This window comes from Achromobacter ruhlandii (assembly GCF_002082135.1).
Classification (GTDB): Bacteria; Pseudomonadota; Gammaproteobacteria; order Burkholderiales; family Burkholderiaceae_B; genus Achromobacter; species Achromobacter ruhlandii.
The window spans coordinates 3969328-3996020 of the sequence record NZ_CP017433.1; the positions used below are offsets into that span (position 1 = coordinate 3969328).

Here is a 26693-nt window from a genome sequence, read left to right on the forward strand (position 1 = left end):
ATGTTCCGTCTTTCCCAAAATCCATCCTGAAGGGGGCCGCGCCAGCCGCCCCGCCGTCGCCATGACCGCCGCCTCCACCATCAAAACCTGGTACCTGGTCCACAAGTGGACCAGTCTGGTCTGTACGATCTTCCTGCTCATCATCTGCCTGACCGGCCTGCCGCTGGTGTTCCACCACGAAATCGAGCACTGGCTCGACGATGCCAAGCCCTTGTCGGACGTGCCCGCCTCGACCCCGCCGGCCAATCTGGACACCCTGGTCGAGCGCGCCAAGTCCATGTATCCGGGCGAAGTGGTCGACTACCTGTTCTTCGATCCCGACGAGCCCCAGGTCTACGTCGGCATGGCCAAGAAGCCTGGCGACGGCCAGGTCTCCGGCCACGCGGTGCGCATGGACGGCCGCACCGGCGACGTGCTGCTCGACGGCCCGCTCTACACCCAGGACCGCTTCACCTTCATGGGCATCATGCTGTCCCTGCACGTCGACCTGTTCGCCAGCCTGCCGGGCGAGCTGTTCCTGGGCTTCATGGGTCTGCTGTTCTGCATCGCCATCGTTTCCGGCGTGGTGCTGTACGGCCCCTTCATGAAGAAGCTGGAATTCGGCACCGTGCGCGCCGGCCGCTCCACCCGCCTCAAATGGCTCGACCTGCACAACCTGCTCGGCATCGTGACGCTGGTGTGGGCCTTCGTGGTGGGCCTGACCGGCGTCATCAACGAACTGTCCACGCCGCTGTTCCGCCTGTGGCAATCCACCGAACTGGTGCGCATCCTCGAACCCTACAAGGGCCAGGGCGTGCCGGCCGAACTGTCGTCGGCCCAGAGCGCCGCGGACACCGCGCGCAAGGCCCTGCCCGGCAACGAAGTGTCGTTCATCGCCTTCCCCGGCAACGCCTTCGGCAGTCCGCACCACTACATCACCTGGATGCGCGGCGCCACGCCCCTGACCTCCAAGATGAACACGCCCGTGCTGATCGACGGCCGCAGCGGCGAGCTGACCACCATCGCGAAAATGCCCTGGTACCTGACCGCGCTGGAATTGTCGCGTCCGCTGCACTTCGGCGACTACGGCGGCCTGCCCCTGAAGATCATCTGGGCCGTGCTCGATCTGATCACTATCGTGGTGCTGGTCAGCGGCCTCTACCTGTGGCTGGCGCGGCGCCGCGCCACCGAAGCGCGCATCGCCGAACTGGTGCGCAAGCACCAGGCCGCCGCTACCCCGCAACGGAGTCCCGCATGAGCAAGAAATCCCCGCGCGGCTTCCTGTTCGTCTGGGGCGTGCCGATCCTCCTGGGTATGCTCAGCATCTTCGGCCTGCTGGCGGCGCTGCTGGGCACCGGCGCCTGGCACTGGGCCTCGTGGACGGCGCTGACCATTCTGCTGGTGGTCATCGTGCGCTACTGGTTCTTCCCGCCCAGGCAACCCGAGGCGTAGGGCCGGTCGATACGGGAATCCGCCTCGCGCAAGCCCCAGGCACGCCGGCGGCGCCCGCCGCCCGCGTCCGTCCTACTTGCCGAACTTCTCCGGATCGGGTCCCAGGCGGGGCCCTTCCTTGATGGCGTCGATCGCCGCCATCTCCGCGCCCGACAGCTCGAAATCGAACACGTCGATGTTCTCGCGGATGCGCGCCGGCGTCACCGACTTGGGGATCACGATCAGGCCGTGCTGCAGATGCCAGCGCAGCGTCACTTGCGCCGGCGACTTGCCATGCTTGCGCGCCAGCTCCAGGATGGTCTTGTCCTGGGTGATCTTGCCTTGCGCCAGCGGACTCCAGGACTCGGTGGCGATGCCATGCCTGTCGTGAAAGGCGCGCAACTCGCGCTGCGCGAAGCCCGGATGCAGTTCGATCTGGTTGACCGCCGGCGTGACGCCGGTGGCATCGATCAGCCGTTCCAGGTTGGCCTGGGTGAAATTGGACACGCCGATCGAACGGGCGCGGCCATCTTCCTTCATCTCGATCATGGCGCGCCAGGCGTCCACGAACTTGTCGCTGCCCGCTACCGGCCAGTGGATCAGATACAGGTCCACGTAGGCCAGGCCGAGCTTTTCCAGGCTTTCATCCATCGCCTGGTGAGCGGCATCGAACCCGTGCCTGTCGTTCCACAGCTTGGTGGTGATGAACAGATCCTTGCGCGCCACGCCCGCCGCGCGCAGCCCGGCGCCCACGCCGGATTCGTTGCCGTAGATCGCGGCGGTGTCCACCGAACGGTAGCCGGCCGCCAGCGCTTCCTTGACGCTGGCCGCGGCCTGGTCATCGGGCACCTGCCACACGCCCAGGCCCAATTGCGGAATCTTGCCGCCGTCGTTCAGTTTCACTGTGGGTACCTTCGCCATAAGACCCTCCGAAGCTTGCGACGCGACGCTCGCGCGGCGAAATCGCGCCAGGTCGCGCAGCCAGGGATGTTGCCGGGCGTACCCCTGGCCTACTGTTGATGACGGGCCCGCCCTGCTGCGCCCGTATGGAAAAAAACAATGCGAAAACCGGATGGAAAACCCCCGGGAGTGATACGTCCATCCCAGGGGTTTTCAACCAGATCATAGCGCTGGTGCCGGATAATGGGCCTTTTCGGGGCTCGTCACCCCCCCATGGAACCCTGGCCCGCCCCCTGCCTGAGCCGCTCTTGCCTCCCATGACCGCACCTGATCCCCGCACGCCCGGCCGCGGTGGCTTCGCCACCCTGCGCACCCTGTTTCCGTACCTCTGGCCGCCCGGCCAGGCAGGCCTCAAGGCGCGCGTGGTGGCCGCCCTGCTTTGCCTGTTCGCCGCCAAGGCGGCCACCGTGTACGTGCCGGTGCTGTACAAGCACGCCATCGACGCCCTGGGCGAAGGCGCGCCGGGCGCGGTGACGGTGCCGCTGGGCCTGATCCTGGCCTATGGCGGCGCGCGGGTCCTGTCCCTGCTGTTCTCGGAACTGCGCGACGCCCTCTTCGCCCGCGTCGGCCAGCACGCCATCCGTTCGGTCGGCCTGCGCATCTTCCGGCACCTGCACGGCCTGGCGCTGCGTTTCCACCTGACACGCCAGACCGGCGGCCTGACCCGCGCCATCGAGCGCGGCACCAAGGGCATCCAGACGCTGCTGTCGTTCCTGCTGTTCAACATCCTGCCGACCTTCTTCGAGATCGGCCTGGTCTGCATCGTGCTGTGGCGCATGTTCGACGCCTGGCTGGCGCTGGCCACCGGCGCCACGGTGATCCTGTACATGGCCTACACGCTGGCCGTCACCGAATGGCGCGCCAAGTTCCGCCGGCTCATGAACGAAACCGACTCCGAGGCCAACACCAAGGCCATCGAGAGCCTGCTGAACTACGAAACGGTCAAGTACTTCGGCAACGAGGAACACGAAGCGCGCCGCTACGACGCCTCGCTCACCCGCTACGAGCGCGCCGCGGTGCGCAGCCAGGTCAGCCTGTCGATCCTGAACGTCGGCCAGGCCATCATCATCTCCGCCGGCCTCACGCTGGTGATGTGGATGGCCGCGCGCGGCATCGCCGCGGGCCGCTACACCCTGGGCGACTTCGTGCTGGTCAACACCTACCTGCTGCAGTTGTACTCGCCGCTCAGCTTCTTCGGCTTCATCTACCGCGAGATCAAGCAGGCCATGATCGACATGGAACGCATGTTCGAACTGCTGGGACAGGACCGCGAAGTGGCGGACCGCCCCGGCGCGCAGCCGCTGCGCGTGGAAGGCGGCGCGGTCGAATTCCGCGACGTGCGCTTTGGCTACGACGAACGCCGGCCCATCCTCAAGGGCGTGAGCTTCACGCTGCCGGCCGGCAAGACCGTGGCCGTGGTCGGCACCTCGGGCGCGGGCAAGTCCACCATCGCGCGGCTGCTGTTCCGCTTCTACGACGCCGACGCCGGCGCCATCCTGGTTGATGGCCAGGACATCCGCGACGTCACCCAGGCCAGCCTGCGCGCCGCCATCGGCGTGGTGCCCCAGGACACCGTGCTGTTCAACGACACCATCCGCTACAACATCGGCTACGGCCGTCCCGGCGCCACCGACGCCGAGATCGAGCACGCCGCCCGGCTGGCGCACATCCACGACCTGATCATGGCCATGCCCGACGGCTACCAGACCATGGTGGGCGAACGTGGCCTCAAGCTGTCCGGCGGCGAAAAGCAGCGCGTCGCCATCGCCCGCACCCTGCTCAAGGACCCGGCCATCTTCCTGTTCGACGAAGCCACCAGCGCGCTCGACACCCGCACCGAGCGCGACATCCAGGCCAACCTGCGCGAAGTCAGCCGCGGCCGCAGCACGCTCATCATCGCCCACCGCCTGTCCACCGTGGCCGACGCCGACGAGATCATCGTGCTGGAGGATGGCCGCATCGCCGAACGCGGCCGCCACACGTACTTGCTGGCCGCGGGCGGCCTGTATGCCGCGATGTGGGCGCGGCAGCAGGAAAACACCGCCGCGCCGGCCGATTGACAAGCCCCGCCCCCTGACCCAAGATCGCACCCTTTGATTCCAAGGCCTTCCATGCAGGATTCCCGTATCGCTCCCGAAGTCCGCGTCTGCGCCGCCACCGACCTGGTCAATGGCGGACTGGGCGTCAAAGTGCCGGTCTCCGACAGCGCGGGGCAGACCACGGCGTTCTTCGTGCGTTACCAGGACCGGGTCCATGGCTATCTGAATCGCTGCGCCCACGTGGGCGTCGAACTCGATTGGGAAGGCAGTTTCTTCACGCGCGCCGGCGACCTGATCATGTGCGCCCGCCACGGCGCCACCTACCAGCCCGACACCGGCCTGTGCGTGGGCGGCCCCTGTAAGAACGGTCGCCTCACGGTGCTGACGGTGCAGGAGCGCGACGGCGCCGTCTACTGGCAGCCCAGCGGCAAGATCCAGCCGCTGGCCAGCGGCGGCTGACCCGTCAGGCGCGGGCCGGCGCGGCGTCAGGCGCGGGCCGGTTCGGCCGCCTGCGCCGGTTCGGCGCGATCGGCGTAGCGGCGCGCCAGCACCGCGCAAACCATCAGCTGCATCTGGTGGAAGATCATCAGCGGCAGCACCACAATGCCCATCTGCGAGGTGCCGAACAGCACCGTCGCCAGCGGAATGCCGGACGCCAGCGACTTCTTCGAGCCGCAGAACACCAGCGTGATCTCGTTCTCCTTGGACAGTCCCAGCTTGCGGCTGCCCCAGGTCGTGATCAGCAGCACCGCCCCCAGCAGCAACGCATTGACCAGCACCATGGTCGCCAGGTCGATCGCCGGGAACGCGTGCCAGATGCCCTGCGCCACCGCTTCGCTGAACGCGGTATAGACCGCCAGCAGGATCGAACTGCGGTCCACTTTCGACAGGACGCGGCTGTTGCGCTGCGCCCAGGCGCCGATCCACGGCCGCAGCAGGCTGCCCACCGCGAACGGCAGCAGCAGCTGCAGCAGGATGCGGCCGGCATCGGCCAGGCCGTGACCGCCGCCCTGGCGATGCAGCAGCACCGCCACCAGCAGCGGCGTCAGCACCGTGCCCAGCAGGTTGGATGCAGTGGCCGCGCAAATGGCGCCCGGCACGTTGCCGCGCGCCATCGAGGTGAAGGCGATCGACGACTGCACCGTGGAGGACAGCGTGCACACGAAGATGACGCCCAGCCACAGCGACGGCGTCAGCAGCCCGGGAAACACGGCCCGCAGCGCCAGCCCCAGCGCCGGAAACAGGATGAAGGTGCAGCCGAGGATCAGCGCATGCAGCCGCACGTCCTTGACCCCGGCCACGATCGCGTCCGTCGACAGGCGCGCGCCGTGCAGGAAGAACAGCAGCGAAATCGCCACGTTGCTGGCCACCATCATGAAGGACGCGCCCTTGCCCACCGCGGGGAAAAAGCTGGCGAACGCCACGGTGGCGATCAGGATGAGGGTGAACGGGTCAGGCAGGAAGCGGCGCATGGCGGGAGGTTTCCGGGAAGGTTGCGGAAACTATAGGCGCGCTGCTTGCTATCGTGAAGGCCACTGGTTACTGTAACTGCTATCGGAATTTCCTATAGGCAGGCCGCCATGCTCAATCCGCTCTGGCTCAAGACCTTCGCCACCGCCGCGGGCGCGCCCAGCTTCAGCGAGGCGGCGCGCCGCCTCGGCCTGACCCAGCCCACGGTCAGCGAACACATCCGCCAGCTGGAGCTGGCGCTGGACCGCCGCCTGTTCCTGCGCGACACCCATTCGCTGGCCCTGACCAGCGACGGCCGCAGCCTCTTGGTGCATGCCGAGATCATCCTCGATGCGCACGAGCGCGCCGAGCGCCTGTTCGACGCCCCGCGTTTGCGCGGCCGCGTGCGGCTCGGCACCTCCGACGACCTGGCGATGGGGCCGCTGCCCGACGTGCTGGCCGCGTTCCGACAGGCGCATCCCGAAGTGGAGCTGGACATCACCATCGGCGTCACCAGCGATCTGTACCGACTGCTGGACGACAACGGCCTGGACGTGATGATCGGCAAGCGCCGCCGCGGCGACCGCCGCGGCCAGACCCTGCACAAGGAAGCGTTGCTGTGGCGCGCCCGCGAAGGCCTGCGCCTGGCGCCCGAGGCGCCGCTGCCGCTGATCCTGCTGCGCGAGCCCAGCGTCACCCGCGGCCTGGCGCTGGATGCGCTGGCCCGCGCCGGCCGCGGCTGGCAGATCGTCTGTACCAGCACCAGCTATGCCGGCTGCCAGGCGGCCGCCCGCGCCGGCCTGGGCATCACCGTGCAGCCCTCGCACCTGTCCACCGCCGGCCTGGCGGCGCCGGCCGGCGCCCTGGCCCTGCCGGCGCTGCCGCAGGTGGAGTTCATCGTCATCTCGGCGCCCGCCCCCAACAAGCCGACCCGGGCGCTGACCGAGATCCTGATGCGCAGTTCGCTGACCTGAGCCTCCCCCCGACCGTGCCGGCGAGCGCGTCGATGGTTCACGCTGCCGGCCGCGTGTGCCGCACGCTGCCTTCCAGCGGCTGCGGCTGCTTGAGCAGGTTCAGGATCGGGCACCACTGCTCCACCGCCTCATGCACGGCACGTACCGCCCCCTCGTCGGCCGGCGACACGATGTGCGCGGTGTAGCGGATATTGTGCGGAAAGAACGGCACCTTCTCGTAACCCGGTTTGCCGCCGCGCGGATCCAGGTCGCCTTCGATCTCCACCTCCAGCGCGTCCAGCGGCAGTTCCAGCTCTGCCGCCTTGATCAGGAAGATGTGCGTCAGGCAGCTGCCCAGCGACCCCAGCAGCAGTTCCGGCGAACTCGGTCCCAGGTCGTAGCCGGCGAAATCCGCCGGGCTGTCGCTCACCACCTGGTGGTCGCGGATGCGGATGCGACGCACCCCGCTGCGGCCCTCCGCGCTGACATGCGCGCGCAGCTTCACCGGTGCCACGGTACGCGGATCGCGCGCATTGCGCGCCAGCACCGCCTCGCGCTTCTGGCCCAGGTATTCGTTCAAGGTACTCATTTGCCTGCCTCGCTTGCGTGAAAAAGTGGAAAAAAAAGGCCCGGCCGCCACGCCGCGCGCCAACGCTTCATGGCCCGCGCCGCGTATCCGGGATGTCAATGGGGGCACGATCCATCGCCAGCAACAGCGCCCCCAGTCCCTGGGCCGACGTGTTCTCCATGCGACCGCCGGGACCGCAGACGTTGTCCGCGCTGGTCCAGGCGGGCGCCGCGCCCGGCAGGCGCCGGGCCCGCAGCCAGCCACGGCGATCCACCATGAACTGCGCGCCCGCCAGCGCCTGCGGCGGCAGGCCCGCGGCCAGCGCGTAGGCACGCCAGGCGGTATCGTCCGGCGCCACGCAATCGGCATCCTCCGGAGGCGGACCGCCGCGCGTCAGCGCCACGGTCAAGAGGCGCGGATCCTGCGGCTCCCGGGGCGCGCCTGGCGCGGCCGCCACCACCCGCAAGGGCAGGCCGCGCAGGCCGGACAGCGTGGCCGCGCGTCCATCGCGGCAGGTCAGCGCCACCACCGGCGCGGGAATGGCCGGCATGCCCGCGCCACCGCCGACCCCATAGGCGTGCACGCGCAGGTAGTCCAGCACCCGCCAGCTATCGTCGGCCGTCAATGTTTCGGACGAACCGGAAACGGGCGGCGCGCCTGCCGCGCGGCCGCCGGACTGCCTGCCGCCCGCTGGCGCGTTGTTGGAGACCCCCTCTCCGTTACGGGCGTCGCCGCCATATGCGCCACTGCCATGGCGGGCGTCATCCCGCGCCAGGCGCCAATGCAATTCCCCTTCCAGGCGGTTGTCGAACAAGGCCGGCCCCAACACGCTGGGCCAGGCCGGCAACCCGGCCGCGAGCGGCCCGCGCCCATCCGCCCGCTCGCCATGGCAGCCCGCGCAGTGGCGCTGGTAAAGTTGCGCGCCCTGTAAAAGATTGCGATCCGAGAACAACAGGGGCGAACGCTGGTAAGAGGTGGCCGTTGCCTCCGTCAGCAGCATCCGCGGCGCTGGCCAACTGGCGCTGGCCAGCAGGCCAGCGGCCGCCGTCAGCCACACCAGCCTGCCGCGCCGCGCGAACAGCGCGCCCACCAGCAGCCCCAGGCCCACCGCCGTAAGTCCCGCCGCCAATCCCAGGCGGCGCCAGGTATGCGTGCCGACAGGCAGATCCGGGTCATAGCGCCAGGCGAACGGCCAGTGCGCAATCGCCAGCGCCTCCTCCGGCTGCCAGGCAATCGCCAAGGCCAGCAACGCCGCCAACGATGCCAACGCCCCCAGCACCATGGCGCCAGCCCGGCGCGATGCCGTGCGCGCCGCCGGCGCCGGCATGCGGCTGTGCAACCAGGCGGCCGCCAGCGCCGTCAGCAACAACAGCGCCGCGACGGCCAGGGCCAGATGCCCCAGCCGCGATCCGAGCAGGCCCGGCACGCCCTGCGCCCGCTGCCAGGCCAACGCCAGCACGCCGCCCACCGCCGCCAAGGTCAGCGCCGCCAGCCAGGGCAGCGGCAGGCCGGCCGTGATCTCCTGCCCGCGCCGGCGCGCGGCCGCCAGGCACGCCAGCATGCCCGCCGGCGCCGCCAAGGCCGCCAGCGCCAACGCCGCATTGCTCACCACGTCGCATCCAGTCCCAGCAGGGCCAGCGCCTGGCGCCGCAACTCGGCCAGGCGCGGATCGCCGCGATGGCGCGGATACGGAAGGTCATTGACGATCTCGTCCTTGATCCTTGCCGGCCGCTCGCTCAGCACGATGATGCGCGACGCCATGAACAAGGCCTCCTCCACATCGTGCGTCACCAGCAAGGCGGTGAAGCCGCTGCGCTGCCACAGCTCCACCAGTTCGGATTGCATCGCGATCCGCGTCAGCGAATCGAGCTTGCCCAGCGGCTCGTCCAGGATCAGGATGCGCGGATCGTTCACCAGCGCGCGGGCCAATGCCGCGCGCTGCGCCATGCCGCCCGACAGTTGATGCGGATAGGCCTGGCCGAAGGCCGCCAGGCCCACGCGCTGCAGCGCGTCGTCGACGCGGGCGCGCTGTGTCTTCAACAGACCCCGCGCCTGCAGGCCGAGCGCCACGTTGTGCCAGACCGTGCGCCATGGATACAGCGTCGGATCCTGGAACACCACGATGCGCGATGGCGATGGCCCGTCTATCGGCTCGTCATCGGCCAGCAGATCCCCCTGCGCCGGCGGCTCCAGCCCCGCCACCAGCCGCAGCAGGGTCGACTTGCCACAGCCGCTCGGACCCAGCAGCGCAACGAACTCGCCCGGCCGCACCTCCAGGTCAATGTCGTCCAGCACCGGCAACGCCGCGCCGTCCAGCTCGAAGCGATGGTTTACGCCGCGCACCGCCAGCGCCGCGCCGCGCGCCGCGGATGCCGCCGTGCCTTCCCGTGCCGCCGCTACCATTTCACCACTCCCTTCTGCCAGGCCAGCAGGCGGTCGCGCCCCGCGAACAGCAGCGTGATCAGTCCCGAGAACACCAGCGCCATCACGATCAGCGCGCCGTACATGTTGGCGTACGAGGCCCACCCCTGCGCCCACGATAGATACCAGCCCAGGCCGGACTTCACGCCCATCATCTCTGCCGCGACCAATACCGAAAACGAAGCGCCCAGGCCCATGAACAGGCCCACGAACACCTGCGGCAACGCCGCCGGTATCGCCACCCGCAGCACCAGGAACCACTCGCTCGCGCCCATCGTCCGGGCCACGTCGTAGTAGGCGCGGTTGACGCCCGCCACCCCCGACCAGGTCAGCACCGTCACCGGGAACCAGGTCGCCAGCGCGATCAGGAACACGGCCGCCGACCAGCTCGACGGGAAAAAGAAAAACGCCATGGGCAGCAGCGCCGTCGAAGGCACGGGCCCCAGGAAGCGCAGCACCGGGTGCACCCAATACCCGAGGCCACGCGACCAACCGATCGCCACGCCCGTCAGGAAACCCGCCGCCGCCCCCAGGCCGAAGCCATTGGCCAACAACCAGAGCGAATTGGCCAGGCTGTCGGCCAACCGCTTGTAGTCGCTAGCGTAGACCTCGATCAGCGACTGCGGCGGCGCGAAGAACGGGCTGGGCAGCAACGCCAGCTTGGCCGTCGCGATTTCCCACAGGCCCACCGCCACGGCCAGCGCCAGCAGCCAAGGCCCGGCCCGGTGCAACGCGCGCACCGGGCGGCGGCGCGCCCCGCCGGCCACCGCCGCCAGCAACAGCACGGCCGCCAGCACCAGCGTCGCCACGCCAAACTCGCGCGTGTAGCCCCAGGAAGTAAAGCCCACCTCCACATTGGGCCAGCGCAACGTCACCGCGCCCACCACCGCCCACAGGGCGGCGGCGGCCACGCCGGTCTTCCACAGGCGCCAGGGTTGCGCGGCGGCCGGCGCGCCGCGCAACGCCCCAACCGCCAGCGTGTCAGCCGAGGACATTGGGCACCACCGCTTGCGCGTACTTGTTGATGTCCAGGTTGGCGCTCAGCACCTTGATTGTCTTCAGGTCCTTGGCGTAACCGACGATCTCCTCGCGCAGCGCGCCGCCGGTCGACGCATGGCCATGGCTGTGGCTGCGCAGGATCGCCGCCACGCGCTCGGCCGGCACCTTGCCCGGCACATAGGGCGCGAAGATGCGCGCGGTCTCATCGGGATTGGATGCGGTCCAGCGCTGCGCGTCGATCACCGCGCGGGTGATGGCGGCGGCCGACTCGGGATCGTTGCGCACCAGATCGCCGCGCAGCCCCAGCACGCAGCAGGTACGGTTCTCATAGTCGCCCTCGATGTTGGTGGCGACCTCGCGCAGCTTGTTGTCCTCGCGCAGCGTGTAGATCAGCGGGTCGTCGCCGGCGATGGCATCGACCTCTCCCTTGCGCAGCACTTCGCCGAACAGGTCCTGCGGATACTGGCGCCAGTCCACCGACTCCGGATCGATGCCCAGTTGCGCCACCCGGATGGCGAAGAAGTTCTTCACCGGGCTGGCCTGGTCCGAGACCGCCACGCGGCGACCCTTCAGGTCCTGCACGCGCTTGATCGGTGAATCGGCCGCGGTCAGCAGGCGCATGCAGCCGCCATGCGTGCCCACCGCCAGCTTCACGTCAAAGCCCTGCTCCAGCGGCTTGAGCCAGCGCAGCGCCATGCCGATGCCGCCGTCGGCGTGGCCGGTGGCGATGGCTTCGAGCAATTGATCGGTCGAGCCGCTGAAATTGATGCGCTCGACTTTCAGGTTGTACTTGTCGAAAAAGCCGCGTTCCAGCGCCACCGAAACCGGCGACTGGCACACCGCGGTCTGGCTCCATGCGATCTTGTAGGTGCGTGGCGCGCCATTGGCCGCCAGCACCCGCGATCCCAGCATGCCCAGCGGTGCCGCAAGGCCCGCCGCGGTTGCCGCGCGCAGCAATGCGCGTCGCGAAATGCCGCGCGCCGCATGGGCGCGCGTTTGGACGTTCGTATTCATCAACCTTCCTTTTGAGCAGACTGTGAATGGCGATGCTTGCCATGCGGCATCATCGGCCCGTGCTCAGGCGTTCGACAAATACAAAGTGGGGATAACAATATGGGCGGCGGCGCCTCCGGCGACCGCCGCACTCAAGCGCCGCTAGTCCGGCAAGTGGTCGGGCACGCCGTGCTCGTCCACGGACTTGACGCGATCCAGCGCGTTGCGCGCCGCCGACATCGCTTCGACCGCGCCGCGAAAGCGGCGCGTGATGAAAATCTCGAAGGCCAGGCTTTCGGGCTCGTCCTCGGCCTCGGCTTCGTCACAGGCCTCCCGCGCGCCCGCGTCCTTGGCGGCCGTGTCCGCCTTCACCGGCAGACGCCGCGTTTCCAGAAAAGCGCGCGCCGGAATACGTCCCTCGGGTTGCGTCGCGTACGCCACGACGGAAAAACCATTGATGATCTTCTCGGCCATACCGGTTCCTTATAGGCCGCGCCAGTGAACGACGCAGCACGTTGTTAGCGACAACGGCCCGTCACCGGGAAACTTAAGCACGCGTGAAACGGCCCCGATTGATTCACATCAATCGGGGCCGTGGGATCGCAACGATGCACGCGCGTTTATTTTGTCGACGATATCGCCGGAAGGCGGGCGCGCACGTATTGCGCCACCTGCGCCAGCACTTGCGACAGATCGGCGCGCAGCGATTCGAAGCCCGCATTGCGCTCGCGCGTCGCCTCGTCCATGTACAACGGGCGGCGGATCTCGACCTGCAGACTGTGCCGGTTCAACGCCGGCTGGCCGATCTGCGCGATCAACTGCACGCCCTTGTAGGGGTCGTTGCGCGCCACGGTATAGCCGCGGTCGCGCAGCGCGGTCTCGATCAGGGCGATGAACTCCGGCTCGCAGGTGGTGCCGTCGCGGTCGCCCAGCACGAAATCGGCCAGTGGATGCGCGCTATCGCGGCCCAGCCGCGCATAGGCATCGTTGGGCATCGAGTGCAGGTTCAGATGCCAGACCGCGCCGAAATCGCGTTGCGCGGTTTCGATGGCCTGCGCCAGCGCCGCGTGGTACGGCTCGTAGTACGCCAGGATGCGGTGGCGCACTTCGGCCAGCGACAGCTTGCGGTCGTAGATCGGCGTGGCCTTGTCCATGCGGCGCCAGATCAGGCCCTTGCCCAGCCGCGTCTTTTCGCCTGGGTCGAGCGGCTCCGGCCAGGGCTCGGCCAGCAGCTCCGGATCCAGATCGCGCAGCGTGCGGTTGGGATCGATGTAGACGCGCGGAAAGTGCGCCGCCACCAGCGTGGCGCCCAATGCCGGCGCCGCCGACCACAAGGCGTCCACGTGCGTGTCCTCGCCCTGGCGCAGCTGCGCCAGGCTGGCCGCGGCGCCGAAATCGGCGGGATATCGCTCGCCGCTGTGCGGCGAATCACACACCAGCGGCAGCGCCGGCGCGGTCGGGGCATGCACGGAAACGGCTTGGAAGTCGGCGTTCGTCATCGTCAGTCAGCCTGGATGTTGGCGGCCTTGGCGACTTTGGCGTAGCGCGCCAGGGCCTGTTCGATCTGGACCTTGAATTCCTGCGGCGTGGTCGGCATCAGCGTACCACCGACGTCCTCGGCCTTCTTGCGGAACTCCGGATCCTGCATCGCCGCGCGCACGGCCTGGTTCAGGCGCTCGACCACCGCCGGCGGCGTGCCGGCCGGCGCCACCAGGCCGAACCAGCCGCCCGTGCCCATGTCGGGATAGCCCAGCTCGATGTAGGTCGGCACGTCCGGCAGCAGCGGCGAGCGTTCGGCGCCCAGCACCGCCAGCGGCCGCAGCTTGCCGCCCAGCACCTGCGGCAAGGTCGAGGACAGGTTGTCGGTGATGGCGTCCACCTGCCCGCCCATCACGTCATTGAGCGCCGGGCCCGCGCCGCGGTACGGTACGTGCAGCAGCTTGATGCCGGCCAGCATCATGAAGTTCTCGATGTTCACGTGCCCCAGCGAGCCCACGCCCGGCGAGGCGAAGCTGTACTTGTCCGCCTGGCCCTTGGCCAGCGCGACGAACTCGGCCATGTTCTTGGCGGGGACCTGCGGATTGATCGCGAAAATGCTGGGCACCGCCAGCACGTTGGCCACCGGCTCGAAGTCCTTGAGCGGGTCGTAGTTCATCTTGCGATAGACCGCCGGATTCGACCCGTGCGTGCTCATCGTCGCCATGCCGATGGTGTAGCCGTCGGCGGTCGAACGCGCCACCTGCTCCATGCCGAGCGAACCGCCCGCGCCCGCCTTGTTCTCGACCACGATGGTCTGCTTCAGGTCGCGGCCGGCGTACTCGGCCACCAGGCGCGCCACGATGTCGGTCGAACCGCCCGCGGCGAACGGCACCACCAGCTTGATGGGGCGGGAAGGATAGTCGGCGGCGTGCGCCGGACCAGCGAAAGACAGCGCGGCGCAGACGCCGGCAAGCGCGATGCGCGCGGAACAGCCGAAAAAGCGGCGGGACATGGAGCGACTCCGGAAAAGGTGCAGGGCTTGCTGCGAGGCCGCCAGTGTCCGAACTTTACGATCCGCTTTCAAACGACTATATTGCACGCCTTCATTACCAACGTTCATGCTAGGCCGCGCTCGCGGCCTGCTGGAACCCGCCGCGCCATGCGCCTGCATTCGCCGTCCATGTCCGAGCTGCACGCCTTCATGACGGCGGCGCGGCTGGGCAGCTTCACGCAGGCGGCCGAGATCCTGTGCGTAACCCAGGGCGCCGTCAGCCGTGCCATCGCCCGCCTCGAAGCCCATTTCGGCCAGCCCCTGATGCGCCGCAACGCCCATGGGCTGACCCTGACCGAAACCGGCCGCAAGCTCTACGAAGGCGGCCTGGCGCCGCTGCAGGCCATCGAGGCGCTCAGCGCCGAACTGCGCGCCGACGACCGCCGCCTGCGGCTGACGCTGTCCAGCGTGCCGACCCTGGCCAGCGCCTGGCTGGTGCCGCGCCTGCCCGACTTCCATCGGCGCCATCCTGATATCCAGCTGGATTTCGCGGCCTACCGCCGCAACGAGGATTTCTCGGGCGCCACGCCCGACGCCAGCATTCTCTCGGGCGTGGCCGGCCAATGGCCCGGCTGGCAGGCCGACTACGTGATCGGCCGCGAAATGATCGCCATCTGCAGCCCCGCCCGGTTGGCCGCCCGTCGTGCCGCGGGCCTGTGGGACAGCCCCGCGGGCCTGCTCGGCGAGCCGTTGCTGTACCACGCCAACGGCCAGGACAATTGGGACCGCTGGTTCGAGGCCGCTGGCGTGCGCCGCGCCCCGCTCAAGCTTGCCAGCGGCTTCGACCAGGTCAGCATCCTGGTGCGCGCCGTCATGGCCGACATGGGTGTCGCCGTGCTACAGCGCTGCCTGGTGCAGGACGACCTGCAGGCCGGCCGCGTGGCCGCCCCCTTCCCCGATCTGCGCATCGCCATCGCCCGCGGGTATCACCTGTGCGCCCCACCGCAACGGCGCGACCACTACGCCCTGGCCTGTTTCCGCCAGTGGCTTCTCGACACCGCCAGACAGGATCCCGAGGCTGGCGCCCTGCCCGCGGCCTGAACTTGCATCCGTACGTTACAAAACAAAACGGGCCCCAAAAAGGGGCCCGATCATGACAGGCGCTTGTGGCCGTTCGGCCGCGTCGTTCCGACGCCTCAAGGCGCCAGCTTGAACCCCAGATCCACGCCCCACTTGTCAGTCTCGCGCAGCCACTTGGCGCCGCAGTTCAGGCAGCGGAAGTGGTCCTCGCGGCTTTCCTCGCGGCCTTTCTGAGTCGGGTTGGTGAATCCCTGATGCCCCAGGTGCGCGTGCGGTGTCACACCCGCAAGCCCGGGGTTGATGCGTTGGCAAGCCAAGCACATAACGCTCATTGATGCTTCCCCACAAACATAGTTACTAAATTGTAAGGGATTTCACCAATGTTTTTCTATTAAAAGCTATCCCCGGCTAAACAAAAATTGTTAACGGCGCAATTAAACAACGGCGGGGAGCGCCGCCAGGCAGGTCGCCAAGTGGTAGGGCGAGGTCGACGGCATGTCCGCGCGCACCACGGCGCCGCTGCCGTCCAGGCACTCGTGCCAGCCCGCGGCATGCAGGAAACGGGCGCGGAACCCGGCCAATGCCTCTGCCAGGGCCGCCCGCTCGCCCAGCACCGCCAATACCCGCAGGTACTCGGTCTGAGCCCAGATCCGGCGGATATCGTCCAGCACCCCGCCGCGCTCGTCCAACGCCGCCACGACACCGGCCGCGTCGACCCCATGCCCCCGGGCCCAGTGAACGCCGCGCGGCAGCGATTCGGCCAGGTCCAGGCCGTCGAACACCTCGGCCGACTCGCGCACCAGCGACAGCCATTCGAACTGGTGGCCCGGCTCGATGCGATTGCCGGGCGTGCCTTGCGGCAATTCCGCGATGCACTGCGTCGGCGCGCTCAGGAACGATTGGGTCATGGCTTGCGCCAGGCCCCGCAGGCGCGTGGCGAACAGGGCCGGTTCGGCAACCTGCGCCGCGGCGAGGTAGGCCTCGGTCAAGTGCATCATGGGATTCTGCGCCGGCCCGCGCAGCGGCTGGCGCCAGTCCGGGCTCAACGCCGCGTGGTACAGCCCGTCGGCGCCGCGAAAGCGCGACTCGATGGTCTCGGCGGTGGCCAGCAACAGCTTGCGCGCGTCGGCGTTGCGCGAACGCCGGAAATAGGCGGCGCAGGCGAACACGATGAATGCGTGGGTATACAGGTCCTGGCAGGTGTCCAGCGGCTGCCCTTGCGGGTCGACACTGTAGCGCCAGCCGCCATGCGTCTCGTCGCGGAATACGCGGCGCAGCGAGGAGAACAGACGGTCGGCATGCGCGCCGGCGGCAGCGCCCGGCGCTTCGGCATAGACATACAACTGACGCGCGCACGCCATGGCGCGATAACGCACTACCGGCAGCGGCTCGCCGGTGGCGGCATCCAGGGATTCGAATGGCAGACCCAGCGCGTCATTGAAGCCCCGCCCCATCCACATGGGCAGGATGACGGAGTCGAAATGCTCGCGCAAAGCGTTGATTTGCTCGGCCAGCGCGGAGTTGGTCTGTGCGGCAGTCATCTTGGAACGACGCAGGTCCGATGAGGACCGCTTGTTATGGAGCAGCGACGATAACCGAAATTTTCGCCGCCATCTCTGGAACGCCATTCTGAAAGTCATGCGCACACAGACCGGTACAGCCGTTCAACTTCCTGCAGGCGCGCCTGCGCCTAGCGGAAGATGTTTTCCTCGACCCAGTTCTGCGCGAAGATTTCCGCGCGATCGCGTGCCTCGTCCAAGGAGGCGCAGTTGCCCAAGTGGGAAAACGCGGCATCCACCTCGGTGCCGCCCTCAGCCGTTACCGTCAGCAATACGCCATATCCGCCGGTATCCATGGCCGCTGTGGAAACGTCGATCAGTACTTCCTGGTCACGATGCTGCATGTGCTACCTCCCAGTCGGTTACCTAAACGCGTGAACCACGCGTGACGTAGCGGGTGCAGAATTCCCGCGCAATGAATAGACCTGATTCCGTCACGCAAGTTCATCTTACCGGCGGCGCGCGGCGCGCGATACGTCCGGACGCTGCCAAATCGAACAAACCGTCTCAGGAGATTCCCGTAGCCCGCCCGCGCGTGGCGCCGCTTGATGACACACGGCGAGAACATTCGCAAGAAACGAGCGCAATTTCGCAGTAATGCGAGCAGTTCGTCACAAACCTGACTTGGAATGCGGGGAGAGAGAGAAAAACGGCCTAGCGCAAATGGATGGCGCCGGGTTCTTCCATGCGCAGCGCCAGCTTGCCTTTCTCGGTGATACGCCAGCCGCCGTCGGGGCCGGGGTCGATGCATCGCAAGGTTTGCAGCGCCTCGGCCACATGCGCGGGCACGCCGGTCTGGACGGCGCCCGGTTCCGAATTATCGGCAACGACGCGCAGCCAGTGACCCAGTTCACCCTTTTCGAAACGATGCAATGCCATGCGTGACTCTCAATTGAATGCCTCAACGATAGCACGCCGCGATAGCGCGCCGCCCCTATGACGGCCGCAGCGCCAGGGGACGCTTCAGGCGCGCCGCCGCCGCCGACGCCGCCACGCTCAGGGCGATCAGCCCCAGGCCCAGCGCGAGGTCCGGCGAGATGCGTTCATGGAACACCACTGACGACACCACCAGGCCGATCACCGGCACGCACAGCATCGCGATCGACGTCGCCACCGGCGGCAGTTTCTGCGTCATGCCAAGCACCACGATGAACGTCAGCGCGGTGGCCAGCGGGCCGGTATACAGGATCACCGGCCAGGCATCGGGCACGGCCAGGAATGCCGGCGCGCCGTCGCGCAGCCAGGCCAAGGCCGCCAGCGGCACGGTGGCGATCGCGGTCTGCCAGGGAATCATGTCGGCGCCAAGCCGCACATGGCGGCTGCCGCGCAGCTGGATGATGTTGCAAGCCCAGGCGAACGAGGCGCCCAGCAGCATCAGCAGGCCAATGGCCGCCTGCGCCTGCCAAGGGCTGAACGCCGGCGCCACGATCACGCCAATGCCCGCATAGCTGAGCCCGGTGGCGAGCCACTGCGCCGCCGACAACCGTTCCTTGAGCACCAGCGACGACAGTGGAATCACCCAGATCGAGGTGGCGTAGGCGATCACCGACGCCCGTCCCGGCGCAACGTACTGCAAGGCCCACAGCGCCAGCGCGGTGAACGCGCCCATCTGCAGCAGGGCCACGCCCAGCACCAACGGCCATTCCTGGCGCGTGGGCAGCCGCAGGCGGCCCAGCAACGCCAGCACCAACACGCTGATCAGCGCGGCCGACCCGAAGCGGCTGGCCGCCAGCCAAAGCGGGCTCATGTGCGCCAGCCCCAGTTTCATGACGGGCCAGTTGCCGCCCCAGATCATGACCGCCCCCGCCAGGGGCAAGAAGTTGCGCAAGGTGCTCTGCCTGATCATTACTGCCACATCTACCGCTTGAATATTCCGCGCTTTGGCCGATTCGCCAAAGAAAGGAATAGTCTATAGGGTAAACCCCAGCACATTTCACCTCAATTCACCGTTGAAACGGGCATACTCGGCACAAATGCACTGCCCGTCCACGAACCACAGGTCTGTTATGCCGGACATCAACCTGGATGCCACCGACATCCGTATCCTCAACGAACTCCAGCGCGACGCGCGCCTGACCAACGTCGAACTGGCGGCGCGTGTCAATCTATCGGCCTCGCCCTGCCTGGCGCGCGTGCGCCGCCTGGAAACCGAAGGCCTGATCGACCGTCGCGTCACGCTGCTCAATGCGCGCAAGCTCGGCCTGAAGGTCAACGTGTTCATCCAGATTTCGCTGGACAAGCAGCGCAAGGCGGCGCTCGATGTGTTCGAACGCGAAATCGCCGTGCTGCCGGAAATCATGGAGTGCTATCTGATGTCCGGGGATGCCGACTACCTGATCCGTGCGCTGGTGCCCGACGTCGACGCGCTCGAACGCCTGATCGTCGAACACATCACGCGCATTCCCGGCGTGGCCAGCATCCGCTCGAGCTTCGCGCTCAAACAGGTGCTCTACACCACCGCCGTGCCGCTAGGCTAGCCGCCGTCGCGTGCCATGGCCACCCGCGCCGTCGCCGCGCTTGCGGGATCCCGCCGCCAAGCCCACAATGAAAAGCGTCCGGCCTCGGACCGAGGCCGGCGCCCCTTCATCGCTTAGCAAGGAGTCCACCATGCCTGAAACCGACTGGTACCCCGGCAGCACGCTACCCGATCGTCAGGGCTACTTCGAAGTGGCATTCGACACCGGAGAGACCGAAATCACCCGCTACGGCATCCTGGGCTGGGAGCCCGCCGAGGACCGCGGCCGCATCCTGCGCTGGCGCGGCCTGGATCCGAAAATCGAAGCCGCCGAAATCGAACGTGAAAGCGCGGTGCGCGCCCACGGCGACGACATCCTGCGCTGACGCGCCCGCCTCCAACGCAAAACGCCGCGGCTTGCGCCGCGGCGTTTGTCTGTGCGCATCGTGGCGGCCGGACCGGCCGCCGCGATGGTCCTTACATATCGATCTTCGCGATCTTGGTGCCTTCCAGGGACACGCCGGCCATCAGGCCACCGTTGTTGAGCACGAAGCCCACCACCGGCTGCTGCGCCGTGTTGGTGTCGATACGGCCGTTGGCGCCGATATTGACCACCGCCACGGTGGCATCCGCGCCCACCGTCCAGCCATTGCTGTTGCGGAACTTGTTCAGGGCCTCATCCGTCATGAACAGCACGAACATAGCCTTGGACTGGGCGCCGGCCTGGAAGCCGATCGAACCGGCCGTGGTGCTGTAGTAGCCGGCGTTGGCGCCGCCCACCCGCAGCACGCCCTTGCCATGCTGCGCGCCGATGAAGAAGCTGCCGCTCAGCACATCCGGGAAGATCAGCACGCCCTTGGCGCGCGCGACCAGGTCCTTGGACTGCGGCGCGGCTTCATACAGCTTGCCCAACGACGCATTGGCCGCGCTGTTGATCGACTGCCGCTGCTCCTGGGCGGAGGCGTTCGATTGCGGAGTGGTGGTGGTGCAACCGGCGAACAGCAGGCCGGCCACGCTAATGGTCGCGGCGGCCATACCGACGCGGCGCAGGACAGGAAAAGTGTCAAACATGGAACTCTCCTTTTTTGTTGTCTTCCGTTGGTTACTCTACCGGCCCCAAGCGCCGGCGCAAGGCACATGATGTGATAAACGAAACAAAACCTAGCGCGCGCATGCCCCGCCGACCAGCCCGGCGGTCACGGACAGCTCAAGACAGCGCGGCCTTTCGCCCAGTCGCCCGAAGCAACATTTGGTAGGGCAATCCGCGTCTCGATACTCGTCCGCAAGCGGATCGACACCTGATCGCGACCGCCGCATTTTTCACAGGATTCCATAACGCGGCTCGCCCGTCGCCGGATCGACCGACATGATGCCGGACAACACCAGTTCGGCATGCCGCCGCGCCACGCCGACATCGGCGAAGGTCACGAAGCGCGGCAAAGACCAGCGCTGCCGGAAAGCCGCATCGCCAGGCCGTGACACGCTGATTTCTATCGCCAGCACACCGGCGTCGAGACTGACGACTTCGCACTGCACTTCGAAGCCGTCGATGTGACGCTGCGGCCACACTTCCATGTCCTCCACTCCTGAAATCCGTTTTTCCCGACCGAAATATGCCAATAAAAAACGGGCTTGAAAAGCGAAGTTTTCAGGGGGTTATGACGTACTAGAAGGGGGGGTGCCAACGCATCTGGACAAGCCCGAAAAGGCCTCGAAATCGGGCCTTTTTCCGCTGCCGGTGCGCACGCGCGCGCGAACACGCGCCGGCCATGCCGGCGCGACGACACAGGGCGTCGGATCTCAACGCGCCGGCGGATGGATCCATTGCGCGTCCCACAAGGCCTCGCCGCGCTGGAGCGTTGCGGCCAGTTCCTTCTTGCGGCGCAATGCCACCGCCGCCAGCAGCGCATTGCAGACCGACAAAGCCGCCACATACGAATCGAACGGCGAGGCGCTGGAGGTGCGCGCCAGCAGCACGTGGTGTGCCTGCGCCGCGGCCGGCGCGGCCGCCGAGTCGGTCACCAGCACCACCTTGCCGCCGCGCTCGCGAAAGACCTTGACCGCATTCGCCGCCGCCACCGAGTAACGCCGGAACGTGAAGGCCAGCAGCACGTCCTGCTCGTCCAGCCACAACAACTGGTCTTCCAGGAACAGCGGGCCCGCGGAGGTCATGGCACGCACGCCGGGCAGGCACAGATTCAGATACAGCGCCATGTGGCTGGCCAGCGGCGCCGCCTGCCGCAATCCCAGTACATGCACGCGCGCGCGGCGCTGCGTCAGCAGGCGCACCGCGGCCTCGAACGCCGCCGCGTCAATCGCGGCAAAGGTCGTTTCCAGATTGTGCTGGTCGTGCAGCAAGGCATTGCGCAGGCAGGCCTGCGCCGACGGATTGTCGAGTCCGACCGCGTCGGCGCGCTCGCCCGGCGATGCCAGCCGCGCCGTCAGCTCGGCGCGCGCCTGCATCTGCGCCTGCGCATAGCTGTCATAGCCCAGCTTGGCCAGCAGACGCACCACGGTGGAGGCGCTGGTGCCCACGTTGCGCGCCAGCGCCGTGGCGGATTCGAGCAGCCCCTGGGGATAACGCGCCTGCATGTCGTCGACCAGGCGCCGTTCGGTCTTGGTGAGTTTTTTGTCGTAGGCGGCGATGCGCTGGTGCAGATTCACGGTGCGGGCGGACTCCAAGGTGCCGGGCGCGCCCCGGCTAGGTGATAACCCCAAATTCAACAATATTCATTGCAGACTATATTTGATTCTGCAACGTTCTTTGCAGAATAGACCGAACCGTTCGTCCCCACAAGAGAGCTTCATGAAGCACCCGTCCGAGGCCCTGTCGCCCGCCCGCCGCCAACTGCTGATCGCGGGCCTGGCCGCCGCCTTGCTCCCCCTGCCCACCCGCGCGGATGCCGCCTATCCGTCCCGTCCCATCACCCTGGTGGTGCCCTTCCCCGCCGGCGGATCCGTCGATCTGGCCGGCCGCCTCTACGCCGAAGTGCTGGGCAAGATCCTGGGCGTCACCCTGGTGGTCGAGAACCGCGACGGCGCCGGCGGCGCGATCGGCAGCCAGCGCGTGGCGCGCGCCAAGCCCGATGGCTACACGCTGGTGGCCTCGTCGCAAAGCTCGCACCTGGCTAACCCGCTGATGCATCCCAACCTGGGCTACGACCCGATCAAGGACTTCACCTCGATCTCCCAGCTGGCGCGTTCGCCCAACGTGCTGGTGACCAGCGCCGCCTTGCCCGTCAAGGACTTCGCCGGATTCATCGCCTACCTGAAGGCTCACCCCGACGAAGTCCACTTCGCCACCGCTGGCGTCGGCAGCATGGGCCAGCTCAATGCCGAGCTGCTCAAGCACACCCTGCAGGTCGGCGCGGTGCACGTGCCCTATCGAGGCGGCGCGCCGCTGCTGAATGCGCTGCTGGCCAACGAGGCCCAGTTCGCGCTGGACAACCTGGCGCCCTTCCTGCCCCACATACAGACCGGCAAGATGCGCGCGCTGGCGGTGGCCGCGCCCGAGCGCCTGCCGTCGCTGCCCGACGTGCCCACCTTTGCCGAACTCGGCTATCCCGTGCTCAACTCGATGTCGTGGATCGGACTGGCCGCGCCGGCCGGCACCCCGCCCGCCATCGTGCAAAAACTGCTGGAGGCGGTGCAGACCGCCGCCCGCCAGGAAAGCACCGTGCAGTCTCTGGAAAAAAGTGGCGCCCTGCCGCCCGAGTTGCAGACCCCTCAACAATTCACCGACATGATGTCGCAGCGCCTGGCCTTGTACAAAGACCTGATCGACCGCGCCGGCATCCGTCCGGAATAGGTTCCAGCCCATGTCCAACCCCGCTTTCGCCCCCGACACCGCGCCGCTCGAAGTCCTGCCGCGCGACCTTTCCGCCTACCGCCAGGGCAACACCGGCATCGACTACGTGCACCGCTTCGAATCGGGCAAGCCCGGCCCGCACGTGCTGGTCAACGCCCTGACCCACGGCAACGAGATCTGCGGCATGGTGGCGGCGACCCATCTGCTCGATACGGGCGTGCGCCCGAAGATCGGCACGCTCACCGTCAGCTTCGCCAACATCGAGGCCTACGAAGCGTTCGACATCGACAACCCGTACGAGAACCGCCAGCTGGTCCACAACCTCAACCGCATCTGGTCGCCGCAGTGGCTGGACGGCGACGAGCAAAGCCCGGAACTGCGGCGCGCGCGCGAACTGCGCCCGGTGCTGGACGCCGCCGACTACGTGCTCGATATCCACTCGACGCGGGCGCCTGTGCAGCCGTTCTGGGTCTACCCCGAGATGGACCGCAACACCGCGCTGGCCGCCGCCGTCGGCGCCCCGGCGGTGCAACTGGTGATGCCGGCCGGCCGCTTCCCCGGCACCGGCGTGCTGAACTACGGCCGTCATGGCGATCCCGCCTCGGACAGCGGCGGCGCGCTGGTGGTCGAATGCGGCCAGCACTTCGCGCAATCGGCCGCCCTGCTCGCCACCGACGTCACGTTGCGGTTCCTGGCGCACCTGGGCCTGATCGACGCTCCGGCCAACAGCGCGCCCGCGGCGCCCGCGCAGCCGTTCCGGCTGCTCGAGGTGCACATGGTCAAGTCCGAGGACTTCACCTTCACGCGGCCGCTGCTGGGCTTCGAGGTGTTCAACAAGGGCGAACTCATCGCCATCAACGCCGGCGAGGAAATCCGCTCGCCGTGCGACAACTGCACCATCTTCATGCCGACCCGCATGCCCATCGTCGGCCGTGAAGCGGTGTACCTGACCGAGCCGATGTAGATGTGGGAGCCCCACCCCTGGGACCTGGACGCCGCCGCCGCTGACATCCAGCGGCAGGGTTTCCATGTCCGCGGGATGGTGGCCGTCGGCTGGCAAAGCATCCCGTTCGGCGACCTGCCGGCCGAGGGACTGTTCGGCCTGACCGCCGATCAACTGAGCTCGGCCGAAGCCGTCTGCCATGCCACCGTGCAGGACGAGCATTGGGTGCTGACCCAACTGCTCTGGCATGGCTTTCCCGATCCGCCCGAGTGGGGACTGTGGACCCGACCGCGGGACGCGGCCGGACGACCCTGGACCTCCTGGGGGCAGTTCGCCGCCCTTCCGCCGGCGTGGCGCCTGCCGCCCGGCGTTGATTGAGCGCGCGGGGCGACGGGCTTTACGCCTCGGGGAACGCCGGCTCGGCGCCCGCCTTCTCCAGCAGATCCGCCACGTCCTGCGCGCCCTTCTCGATGGCCCAGGCCCAGGCGTTCCAGCCTTCGTCGTCGCGGCGGTCGGCCTCGGCGCCATGCGCCAGCAGCAACGCGGCGATGGCGGCATTGCCGCGCGCCGCGGCCGCCATCAAAGGCGTGCCGCCGTCGTCGGACGCGGCATCCACCTGTGCCCCCGCCTCCAGCAGCAAGGCCACCAGTTCCAGGTGCTCCCAGCCCGCGGCCTGATGCAACGCGGTCAATCCATGCCCCGCCCGGCAGGCCGTGTCCGCGCCCTGCGCCAGCAGCAGGCGCGCCGCCTCGGCCGCGCCTGCGGTTGCCGCGCAGAACAGCGGCGTGGCGCCGAACGCATTGCGCGTGTCCACCCCCGCGCCAAGCGCCAGCGCCTGCGCCACGCCCGGCGCGTCGCCGGCCGTCGCCGCCTGCAGCAGTTGTTCGTCTGGTGTCGTCATGAAAAACCCGTCATCGGAAAGGAATCGAAGGCGCCCATTAGACACCGCCCGGCTCACAGATCGGGAATCAGGCGCTTGCCCAGGCTGATCACCTCGTCCTGCTGGAACCCCAGGCTGGCATAGAAGTCCTTGACCGCCAGGTTACTGGCGCGGATCAGCAGGTTGATCTTGGGGCAGCCCATCTCCAGGAACTTGCGCTCCAGCGCCCGCATCAACGCCGAGGCATAGCCGCGGCGCTGATGCGCCGGCGACACCGCCAGGTAATTGACCCAGCCGCGGTGGCCATCGTAGCCACCCATCAGCGTGCCGACGATGACGCCGTCCGCCTCGCCCACCAGGAACAGATCGGCTTGCACGGTCAGCTTGCGCGCCACGTCCTTGCGCGGATCGTTCCAGGGGCGCGTCAGCCCGCAATCGGTCCACAACTGGATGATGGCGGCTTCGTCCGCCGGATGAAAAGACCGGATGGCCAGTTCGGGATGCTTCATGCTTCGTTCCTCTTGAAGGAAAAACGAAGGCCGGGCGCTACGCCTCGATGGCTGGAAAGCAAAGCGCGCATGCCGCGCAAACAAAAAGGCCACGAGGGGTATCGTGGCCTTCTGGAGGGAACACCGGGGATCCGGCGTTCGAACACGGCTTGCCACTCAACGCAGGCGTCGAGTGACTCGTCGGTTGTCTGCCCGGGCCGGCGCGGCCGGCGGGGCGATAAGGATGCGGTTCATGGCGGGCAGCATACACGACCCCGGCCCGCCGCGCCAAGCGGCCGCTCAGGCCGCGGCGGGCGCCGGCAGCGTGCCTTCCATCACCACCACCGCCTGGCCCGCCACGCCGGCCCACACGCCGTCATCGCGGACCTCGGCGTGCGCCAGCAACAGGCTGGCGCGGCCCATGTCGACGCCCTGCGCCACCCGCAGGCGCAACTCGCCCTTGCCGCGCAGGGCCGCCCGCAATGCCGTGGCGGCGCCGGTGGCGCTGCCGGTAGCGGGATCCTCGGTCATGCGGCCGGTGAACATGCGCGCCTGGATGTCGATCGCCCCCAGCGGCGTCTCGGCGCCGCAATCGGTGGTGTAGGCGTAGATGGACCGGGCGCCGTCCAGCGGCAGCAATGCGGCATAGCCCGCCGGATCCGGTCGGGCGCGGCGCAGCGCATCGCGGCTGGCCAGTTGCACCACCAGGAAGATCAGGCCCACCGACACCACTTGCGGCGCGTGTTCGGACAGCAGGATATCGCCGGGCGCCAGGCTCAGGGCGCGCGCCGCGGCCTCGGCCGTCACCTGGCTGGCGCGCGTCAACGGCTGCGGCGCGGCCAGCTCGGCGCCCAGCAGGCGGCCGTCATCGCCATACCGCAGGTCGATGCGCACCAGGCCCGCCTCCTCCTCGAACACGAAGCGGGTCGGCGCCGGCTGGCCGGCCGCGATCATCTCGCGCGCCAGCACCACCGCCGTGCCCACGTTCGGGTGGCCGGCGAACGGCACCTCGCGGTCGGGCGTGAAAATGCGCACCCAGGCCGTGTGCGCGGCATCGCGCGCCGGCAGCACGAAACTGGTCTCTGAATAATTGAACTCGCGCGCGATGCGCTGCATCTGTGCGGTGTCGAGACCCTCGGCCTCCAGCACCACCGCCAGCGGGTTGCCCTGATAGGCGTGCTCGGTAAAGACATCGGCGGTGACGTAGCGGTAGCGCAT

General features: G+C 68.1%; 32 protein-coding genes. 11 read left to right on the plus strand and 21 right to left on the minus strand.

Annotated features, from left to right (window positions below; genetic code table 11):
* The first annotated feature begins 61 nt into the window (after positions 1 to 61).
* The gene (locus tag AruCF_RS17815; RefSeq protein ID WP_049074948.1) at positions 62 to 1237 is read left to right on the plus strand and encodes a PepSY-associated TM helix domain-containing protein; all 1176 of its coding nucleotides are present in this window, start codon (positions 62 to 64) and stop codon (positions 1235 to 1237) included.
* Positions 1234 to 1431, plus strand: coding sequence for a hypothetical protein (locus AruCF_RS17820; RefSeq protein ID WP_049074950.1), 198 nt, complete (start codon positions 1234 to 1236; stop codon positions 1429 to 1431). Before AruCF_RS17815 ends, AruCF_RS17820 begins: the two co-directional genes overlap by 4 nt.
* 72 nt (positions 1432 to 1503) lie before the next feature.
* Here the strand turns inward: AruCF_RS17820 and AruCF_RS17825 are convergent, their stop codons facing one another.
* Positions 1504 to 2331 (minus strand): aldo/keto reductase, encoded by an 828-nt coding sequence (locus tag AruCF_RS17825; RefSeq protein ID WP_049074951.1) that lies wholly within the window; start codon positions 2329 to 2331, stop codon positions 1504 to 1506.
* A 296-nt stretch (positions 2332 to 2627) separates the two neighbouring features.
* On the opposite strand from AruCF_RS17825, the gene AruCF_RS17830 reads away from it, so the two are divergent.
* Both AruCF_RS17830 and AruCF_RS17835 read left to right on the plus strand, forming a co-directional pair.
* On the plus strand, positions 2628 to 4430 hold the full coding sequence (locus AruCF_RS17830; protein ID WP_049074953.1) for an ABCB family ABC transporter ATP-binding protein/permease: 1803 nt from the start codon (positions 2628 to 2630) through the stop codon (positions 4428 to 4430).
* A 51-nt stretch (positions 4431 to 4481) separates the two neighbouring features.
* Positions 4482 to 4868, plus strand: a complete 387-nt coding sequence (locus AruCF_RS17835) for a Rieske (2Fe-2S) protein (RefSeq protein ID WP_049074954.1) — start codon at positions 4482 to 4484, stop codon at positions 4866 to 4868.
* Positions 4869 to 4894: 26 nt separating this feature from the next.
* Here AruCF_RS17835 and AruCF_RS17840 read toward each other — a convergent pair whose 3' ends face one another.
* Positions 4895 to 5881, minus strand: a complete 987-nt coding sequence (locus tag AruCF_RS17840; protein ID WP_049074956.1) for a bile acid:sodium symporter family protein — start codon at positions 5879 to 5881, stop codon at positions 4895 to 4897.
* Positions 5882 to 5989: 108 nt separating this feature from the next.
* Here AruCF_RS17840 and AruCF_RS17845 point away from each other — a divergent pair, with 108 nt between their 5' ends.
* On the plus strand, positions 5990 to 6832 hold the full coding sequence (locus AruCF_RS17845) for a LysR family transcriptional regulator (protein ID WP_049074959.1): 843 nt from the start codon (positions 5990 to 5992) through the stop codon (positions 6830 to 6832).
* 37 nt (positions 6833 to 6869) lie between these two features.
* On the opposite strand, the gene AruCF_RS17850 is transcribed toward AruCF_RS17845, so the two are convergent.
* The 8 genes from AruCF_RS17850 to AruCF_RS17885 form a co-directional block, all read right to left on the minus strand.
* Positions 6870 to 7400 carry an OsmC family protein gene (locus tag AruCF_RS17850; RefSeq protein ID WP_049074960.1) on the minus strand — a complete coding sequence of 177 codons (531 nt, stop codon included), beginning with the start codon at positions 7398 to 7400 and terminating at the stop codon, positions 6870 to 6872.
* 67 nt (positions 7401 to 7467) lie between these two features.
* Positions 7468 to 8991 (minus strand): c-type cytochrome, encoded by a 1524-nt coding sequence (locus AruCF_RS17855; protein ID WP_235432679.1) that lies wholly within the window; start codon positions 8989 to 8991, stop codon positions 7468 to 7470.
* Positions 8985 to 9782 carry an ABC transporter ATP-binding protein gene (locus tag AruCF_RS17860; protein ID WP_049074962.1) on the minus strand — a complete coding sequence of 266 codons (798 nt, stop codon included), beginning with the start codon at positions 9780 to 9782 and terminating at the stop codon, positions 8985 to 8987. Before AruCF_RS17860 ends, AruCF_RS17855 begins: the two co-directional genes overlap by 7 nt.
* The gene (locus AruCF_RS17865) at positions 9776 to 10795 is read right to left on the minus strand and encodes an ABC transporter permease (protein WP_049074963.1); all 1020 of its coding nucleotides are present in this window, start codon (positions 10793 to 10795) and stop codon (positions 9776 to 9778) included. The genes AruCF_RS17860 and AruCF_RS17865 overlap by 7 nt, the downstream gene beginning before the upstream one ends.
* Complete coding sequence (locus AruCF_RS17870) at positions 10782 to 11813, minus strand: ABC transporter substrate-binding protein (RefSeq protein WP_049074964.1); 1032 nt, start codon at positions 11811 to 11813, stop codon at positions 10782 to 10784. Before AruCF_RS17870 ends, AruCF_RS17865 begins: the two co-directional genes overlap by 14 nt.
* A 141-nt stretch (positions 11814 to 11954) precedes the next feature.
* On the minus strand, positions 11955 to 12266 hold the full coding sequence (locus AruCF_RS17875; RefSeq protein WP_049074966.1) for a hypothetical protein: 312 nt from the start codon (positions 12264 to 12266) through the stop codon (positions 11955 to 11957).
* 146 nt (positions 12267 to 12412) lie between these two features.
* On the minus strand, positions 12413 to 13291 hold the full coding sequence (locus AruCF_RS17880) for an N-formylglutamate amidohydrolase (RefSeq protein WP_049074968.1): 879 nt from the start codon (positions 13289 to 13291) through the stop codon (positions 12413 to 12415).
* Positions 13292 to 13293: 2 nt separating this feature from the next.
* On the minus strand, positions 13294 to 14283 hold the full coding sequence (locus AruCF_RS17885; RefSeq protein ID WP_049074970.1) for a Bug family tripartite tricarboxylate transporter substrate binding protein: 990 nt from the start codon (positions 14281 to 14283) through the stop codon (positions 13294 to 13296).
* A gap of 147 nt (positions 14284 to 14430) precedes the next feature.
* Here AruCF_RS17885 and AruCF_RS17890 point away from each other — a divergent pair, with 147 nt between their 5' ends.
* Entirely contained in the window at positions 14431 to 15363 is a 933-nt protein-coding gene (locus tag AruCF_RS17890) for a LysR substrate-binding domain-containing protein (RefSeq protein WP_049074979.1), read from the plus strand.
* A gap of 95 nt (positions 15364 to 15458) precedes the next feature.
* On the opposite strand, the gene AruCF_RS17895 is transcribed toward AruCF_RS17890, so the two are convergent.
* The 5 genes from AruCF_RS17895 to AruCF_RS17915 all read right to left on the minus strand — a co-directional run bounded on the left by AruCF_RS17895 (position 15459) and on the right by AruCF_RS17915 (position 18747).
* A complete protein-coding gene (locus AruCF_RS17895) occupies positions 15459 to 15674 on the minus strand; it encodes a hypothetical protein (RefSeq protein ID WP_049074981.1) in 216 nt (71 codons plus the stop codon).
* A 102-nt stretch (positions 15675 to 15776) separates the two neighbouring features.
* Positions 15777 to 16883: an AGE family epimerase/isomerase gene (locus AruCF_RS17900; protein ID WP_049074983.1), complete on the minus strand. Its 1107-nt coding sequence runs from the start codon at positions 16881 to 16883 to the stop codon at positions 15777 to 15779.
* Between the two features lie 149 nt (positions 16884 to 17032).
* On the minus strand, positions 17033 to 17245 hold the full coding sequence (locus AruCF_RS17905) for a hypothetical protein (RefSeq protein WP_006218759.1): 213 nt from the start codon (positions 17243 to 17245) through the stop codon (positions 17033 to 17035).
* Positions 17246 to 17555: 310 nt separating this feature from the next.
* Positions 17556 to 17780, minus strand: a complete 225-nt coding sequence (locus AruCF_RS17910) for a hypothetical protein (protein ID WP_049074984.1) — start codon at positions 17778 to 17780, stop codon at positions 17556 to 17558.
* Between the two features lie 55 nt (positions 17781 to 17835).
* Complete coding sequence (locus AruCF_RS17915; protein WP_049074985.1) at positions 17836 to 18747, minus strand: DMT family transporter; 912 nt, start codon at positions 18745 to 18747, stop codon at positions 17836 to 17838.
* A 160-nt stretch (positions 18748 to 18907) separates the two neighbouring features.
* Here AruCF_RS17915 and AruCF_RS17920 point away from each other — a divergent pair, with 160 nt between their 5' ends.
* Together AruCF_RS17920 and AruCF_RS17925 are read left to right on the plus strand one after the other, a co-directional pair.
* Entirely contained in the window at positions 18908 to 19378 is a 471-nt protein-coding gene (locus AruCF_RS17920; protein ID WP_006388018.1) for an Lrp/AsnC family transcriptional regulator, read from the plus strand.
* 130 nt (positions 19379 to 19508) lie between these two features.
* Positions 19509 to 19742: a hypothetical protein gene (locus AruCF_RS17925; RefSeq protein WP_049074990.1), complete on the plus strand. Its 234-nt coding sequence runs from the start codon at positions 19509 to 19511 to the stop codon at positions 19740 to 19742.
* A gap of 91 nt (positions 19743 to 19833) precedes the next feature.
* On the opposite strand, the gene AruCF_RS17930 is transcribed toward AruCF_RS17925, so the two are convergent.
* The 3 genes from AruCF_RS17930 to AruCF_RS17940 form a co-directional block, all read right to left on the minus strand.
* Complete coding sequence (locus AruCF_RS17930; protein WP_049074993.1) at positions 19834 to 20427, minus strand: BPSL1445 family SYLF domain-containing lipoprotein; 594 nt, start codon at positions 20425 to 20427, stop codon at positions 19834 to 19836.
* Between the two features lie 249 nt (positions 20428 to 20676).
* Entirely contained in the window at positions 20677 to 20931 is a 255-nt protein-coding gene (locus AruCF_RS17935; RefSeq protein ID WP_049074995.1) for a hypothetical protein, read from the minus strand.
* A gap of 225 nt (positions 20932 to 21156) precedes the next feature.
* Positions 21157 to 22020, minus strand: a complete 864-nt coding sequence (locus tag AruCF_RS17940; RefSeq protein ID WP_049074997.1) for a MurR/RpiR family transcriptional regulator — start codon at positions 22018 to 22020, stop codon at positions 21157 to 21159.
* Positions 22021 to 22162: 142 nt separating this feature from the next.
* On the opposite strand from AruCF_RS17940, the gene AruCF_RS17945 reads away from it, so the two are divergent.
* From AruCF_RS17945 to AruCF_RS17955, 3 genes are read left to right on the plus strand one after another with little or no spacing between them, the layout of a single operon-like run.
* Positions 22163 to 23164: a Bug family tripartite tricarboxylate transporter substrate binding protein gene (locus AruCF_RS17945; RefSeq protein WP_049074999.1), complete on the plus strand. Its 1002-nt coding sequence runs from the start codon at positions 22163 to 22165 to the stop codon at positions 23162 to 23164.
* Between the two features lie 10 nt (positions 23165 to 23174).
* Positions 23175 to 24128 carry a M14 family metallopeptidase gene (locus tag AruCF_RS17950; RefSeq protein WP_049075001.1) on the plus strand — a complete coding sequence of 318 codons (954 nt, stop codon included), beginning with the start codon at positions 23175 to 23177 and terminating at the stop codon, positions 24126 to 24128.
* Positions 24129 to 24485 (plus strand): hypothetical protein, encoded by a 357-nt coding sequence (locus tag AruCF_RS17955; protein ID WP_049075004.1) that lies wholly within the window; start codon positions 24129 to 24131, stop codon positions 24483 to 24485. It abuts the gene before it with no gap.
* Positions 24486 to 24504: 19 nt separating this feature from the next.
* Here the strand turns inward: AruCF_RS17955 and AruCF_RS17960 are convergent, their stop codons facing one another.
* The 3 genes from AruCF_RS17960 to AruCF_RS17970 all read right to left on the minus strand — a co-directional run bounded on the left by AruCF_RS17960 (position 24505) and on the right by AruCF_RS17970 (position 26693).
* Positions 24505 to 25008, minus strand: coding sequence for an ankyrin repeat domain-containing protein (locus AruCF_RS17960; RefSeq protein WP_049075011.1), 504 nt, complete (start codon positions 25006 to 25008; stop codon positions 24505 to 24507).
* Between the two features lie 53 nt (positions 25009 to 25061).
* Positions 25062 to 25496, minus strand: coding sequence for a GNAT family acetyltransferase (locus AruCF_RS17965; protein ID WP_049075013.1), 435 nt, complete (start codon positions 25494 to 25496; stop codon positions 25062 to 25064).
* A 279-nt stretch (positions 25497 to 25775) separates the two neighbouring features.
* On the minus strand, positions 25776 to 26693 hold the full coding sequence (locus AruCF_RS17970) for a PhzF family phenazine biosynthesis protein (RefSeq protein WP_049075015.1): 918 nt from the start codon (positions 26691 to 26693) through the stop codon (positions 25776 to 25778).